At 41.8% G+C, this 4838-nt stretch carries 1 protein-coding gene; it reads right to left on the reverse strand.

All coding sequences use genetic code 11. The features are described 5' to 3' along the window. Positions 1-236 precede the first annotated feature (236 nt). Positions 237-4730: a YSIRK-type signal peptide-containing protein gene (locus TP70_RS12790; RefSeq protein ID WP_142382289.1), complete on the reverse strand. Its 4494-nt coding sequence runs from the start codon at positions 4728-4730 to the stop codon at positions 237-239. Between the last annotated feature and the right edge of the window lie 108 nt (positions 4731-4838).

The following is a 4838-nucleotide window of genomic DNA, read 5'->3' on the forward strand; positions in this document are numbered from 1 at the left end:
TTTTTTTTTTTTTTTTTTTTTGAAATAATATTTAAAACATTATTTACTTGTGTATGTAGGGAATGATGAGAGATGAAAATGTTGTATTTGTACAAAAATATAGATAGCTTTTTAGAAAGGGAATTGTTAAAAGCAGAATATTATAGAAAGAAATAAGAAAAGAGGGGCAATCAATTAAATGACTGCCTCTCTATTTATATATGGGAGTAAATGAATGTAATAAGAAAATAGAATTTTTATTTATCGTCTTGTTTTCTACGACGTTGTCCAACTATGAATAGTGAGCCAAGTGCTGCCAATAATGAACCGATTAATGAACCATTATTTGGTTCATTACCTGTATCTGGTAACCCTTTGCCAGGGTGTCTTTCACCATGTTTACCTGGTTTGTCGCCATTTGAGTCATCGTCTGAATCGTTGCCAGAATCCGAGTCGCTGTCTGAGTCAGAATCGCTGTCTGAATCTGAGTCACTGTCCGCATCAGAGTCACTGTCGGAATCACTATCTGAGTCAGAATCGCTATCAGAGTCGGAATCACTATCAGAGTCGGAATCACTATCAGAGTCTGAATCGCTATCAGAGTCCGAATCACTATCCGCGTCTGAGTCACTATCCGAGTCCGAATCACTGTCAGAATCCGAATCGCTATCCGCATCAGAGTCACTGTCTGCATCCGAATCACTGTCCGAGTCAGAGTCGCTATCAGAGTCAGAATCGCTGTCCGCATCGGAATCACTGTCAGAGTCAGAGTCACTGTCCGCATCAGAGTCACTGTCAGAGTCAGAATCGCTGTCCGAGTCAGAGTCGCTATCTGCGTCAGAATCACTGTCAGAGTCAGAGTCACTGTCCGCATCAGAATCGCTGTCCGAGTCAGAATCGCTGTCTGCATCGGAGTCGCTGTCTGAGTCAGAGTCGCTATCTGCGTCAGAATCACTGTCAGAGTCCGAATCGCTATCCGCATCCGAGTCACTGTCAGAGTCGGAATCGCTATCTGAATCTGAGTCACTGTCAGAGTCTGAATCACTGTCAGAGTCACTATCAGAGTCAGAGTCACTGTCCGAATCTGAGTCACTGTCCGAGTCAGAGTCGCTGTCTGAATCTGAGTCACTATCAGAGTCGGAATCGCTATCAGAGTCGGAATCGCTATCAGAGTCAGAGTCGCTATCAGAGTCGGAATCACTATCAGAGTCGGAATCACTATCAGAGTCGGAATCGCTATCAGAGTCAGAGTCGCTATCTGCGTCGGAGTCGCTATCTGCGTCGGAGTCGCTATCTGAGTCAGAGTCGCTATCCGCATCCGAGTCGCTATCTGCGTCGGAGTCGCTATCAGAGTCAGAGTCGCTATCTGCATCCGAGTCGCTATCAGAGTCCGAATCACTATCTGAATCCGAGTCGCTGTCTGCGTCCGAATCACTATCTGAATCCGAGTCACTGTCCGCATCCGAATCGCTGTCCGAGTCCGAATCGCTGTCTGCATCGGAGTCGCTATCCGCATCTGAGTCACTATCAGAGTCAGAGTCACTATCAGAGTCAGAGTCGCTATCTGCATCGGAGTCACTGTCGGCATCTGAATCACTATCTGCATCGGAATCGCTATCTGCATCGGAATCGCTATCTGCATCAGAGTCGCTATCAGAGTCAGAATCACTGTCCGAATCCGAGTCGCTGTCCGAATCCGAGTCGCTGTCCGAATCCGAGTCACTGTCAGAGTCCGAGTCACTGTCCGAGTCAGAGTCGCTGTCCGAATCCGAATCGCTATCAGAGTCAGAGTCGCTATCCGAATCCGAGTCACTGTCAGAGTCCGAATCGCTATCTGCGTCCGAATCGCTGTCCGCATCAGAATCACTATCTGCATCAGAGTCGCTATCAGAGTCAGAGTCACTGTCAGAATCTGAGTCACTGTCTGAGTCTGAGTCGCTGTCAGAATCTGAATCACTATCCGAGTCCGAATCGCTATCAGAGTCAGAATCACTATCAGAATCCGAGTCGCTATCTGCATCCGAATCGCTATCCGAGTCTGAATCGCTATCCGAGTCTGAATCACTGTCTGAGTCAGAGTCGCTGTCAGAATCTGAGTCGCTATCAGAGTCGGAATCACTGTCCGAGTCAGAGTCGCTGTCTGAATCTGAGTCACTGTCCGAATCACTATCTGCATCGGAATCGCTGTCTGCGTCAGAATCGCTGTCCGCATCCGAGTCGCTGTCGGCATCGGAATCGCTGTCTGCGTCAGAATCGCTGTCCGCATCCGAGTCGCTGTCGGCATCGGAATCGCTGTCTGCGTCGGAGTCACTGTCTGCATCCGAGTCGCTATCGGCGTCTGAGTCACTGTCGGCATCTGAATCACTATCTGCATCCGAGTCGCTATCGGCGTCTGAGTCACTGTCTGCATCCGAATCACTGTCAGAGTCCGAATCGCTGTCCGAGTCCGAATCGCTGTCTGAATCCGAGTCACTGTCCGCATCCGAGTCACTATCTGCGTCAGAATCACTGTCAGAGTCCGAATCACTATCAGAATCCGAATCGCTGTCTGAATCCGAGTCACTGTCCGCATCCGAATCACTATCCCCATCCGAATCGCTGTCAGAGTCCGAGTCGCTGTCCGAGTCCGAATCGCTGTCTGAATCCGAGTCGCTATCAGAGTCAGAGTCGCTATCCGCATCTGAGTCACTATCTGCATCAGAATCTGCATCAGAATCTGCGTCAGCATCGCTTTCATCTGGATCAGGGAAGTCTGGTTGTTCAGGTAATTCAGGATTTACATCAAATTCTTCTTCAATGTGAGCACGTGCATAAGCTGAATCATCAACTTCTCCTGCAGCACCTCTAAAGGCTGTATCACTTGTTGCACGAGCAGGGACTGTCATTACGGCACTTAAGTCAATTTTGTTGAAAGGGAATTTACCTATTGTTTCATCCAATACATTATGTGTCATAGTAATGATATATGCACTATCTGAATCTGGAATTGTTAACTGTAAGTCACCTTTTTCTAATAAATATTTAGCTTTTGATGAGTCAAGGTCACTTAATTTAAGAACTTCTTCGGTAACATCCTCAAATAACTCACTTATATTTGTAATACTGTTTGTATTAATTTTTTGACCTTTAGGTGCTTTATAAACTTTAAGGGTTTTTAAAGAGTCATTGTCTACTTTAACAGCTGATCTTGTACTTTCTCTATCAAAAGAATCGTATTCATCGAAAGCGCCAAAATTACCTATAGCTGATAAATTACCATTACTTATAGTGACTTTAATAGAACCTTTTGTTGAGCTTTGTTTTAGTTGTTCGAAACCTTTAATACTATTTTCTGCAGATTGAATATTATGTTTATGTTGCTCAATTTTTTCAGTGTCATTATTTTGTTCAGCAATTTGTAACTCTTTTTCTAATGACGCAATAGTATCTTTTTCATGAGAAATTAAAGAATTCAATTTTTTGATATTTGGTACAATGTTTAATGCATCTGGATTAACTTGTACAAAGCTATCTACGGTTTTTTTGTCTTTATCATAGTTGTCTAATACCATTCTGATGCCAGCAGATGAATTGTCCGAATGAATATAACTATCCCAGTAAAAATCATCATATGTGTATTGGGTATCTTCATATTTGATGTTTGCATCATACGAAATGCTTTCTGAACCAATAGTATGTGTAAGTTTTTGAGTACCATTTTCAGTGACTTTATTACGGTCTACATAGTCTTTACCGTTAAAAATCATACCGAAAGTACCTAAATCTTTAATTGTATCTAAAAATTGGTACGTAATTTTTTTCGTTTGATTATCAAAGTTAATTGCACGTGCAACTTCAACGTTTGGATCTGATTCAAGGTGAAATGAAGGAAGTTGTACTTTGATGTTATCAGCATAGTTACCATTTAAGTCTGTAAGACTATCATGTTGAAATGTGAAATAATCTCCAGTTTTAGCATCAGTCACTTTTGCTTTAACTTCATATTCTGAAGGTTTTAACCCTTTATTAGAACGAACACTTTCAAAGTCAACGTATCTTTTAAAGTCATAATCAAAGATATCTTCAGTAGGATACTTATCTTTATATTTTTCGATGAATGATTGAACTATTGTGTTTTTATCTGTATCAGTATTTTCTTTTAAATATTGTTCTTTATAATTTTGAAAATCCTCATAAGCTTCTTTCGTACTTCCATAATCCACAACATCTTCAATTTTGTTGTCTTTCACATTAATTGAAACATCAGAGATTTTATCATCTACATTGTTTTTCAACTCAGGTTGTTGTGTCGCTTTTGTCGTATTTTCTGTTGTTGATGCATTGTTTGGTGTAGTTTGAGTAGGCTCGTTTGCGGGTGCGTTTGCTTCAGTAGTAGGTTGTTCAGCCGTTTCAGTTTTTTCAGGTGTTGTTTCTTCAGCTACAGGTTGTGCTTCTTTTGGTGTTGTCTCTTCGACAGCTGGTTGTGGTGCTTCGGTTTCTGTTGCTTCTGCAGGTTGTTCTGTTGTTGCTGCGTCACTTTCGTTAGCTACTTCAGTTGTGGACGGTTGTGCACTTGTGTCTGCTTTGCTTTCTGTATCTTGAACCGCTGTTTCAGGTGTTGGTTCAGTTACTTCCGATGCTTCGGCTGTTTGTGTTGCGCCTAAAAATAGTAATGTTGTTAACAGGGCAGAACCTGTTCCAAACGATAATTTACGGATACTGAAAATTTGCTTTTGACGATCGTACTTTTTATATTGTTGAAATTTTTTCATACTCACTTTCCTTCCTCTTTGTTATTAAGCATTTGTCTTGTCTAATTCCCATTAAACAATAAATAAATTATCGAATGTACATTGTTTTTTTTTTTTTTTTTTTTTGAA

It is taken from the genome of Staphylococcus microti, from assembly GCF_000934465.1.
Classification (GTDB): domain Bacteria; phylum Bacillota; class Bacilli; order Staphylococcales; family Staphylococcaceae; genus Staphylococcus; species Staphylococcus microti.

What these genes read in the sequence shown, in the direction of transcription:
- TP70_RS12790 (WP_142382289.1), bottom strand. Translation starts at nt 4,730, where the DNA reads ATGAAAAAATTTCAACAATATAAAAAGTACGATCGTCAAAAGCAAATT.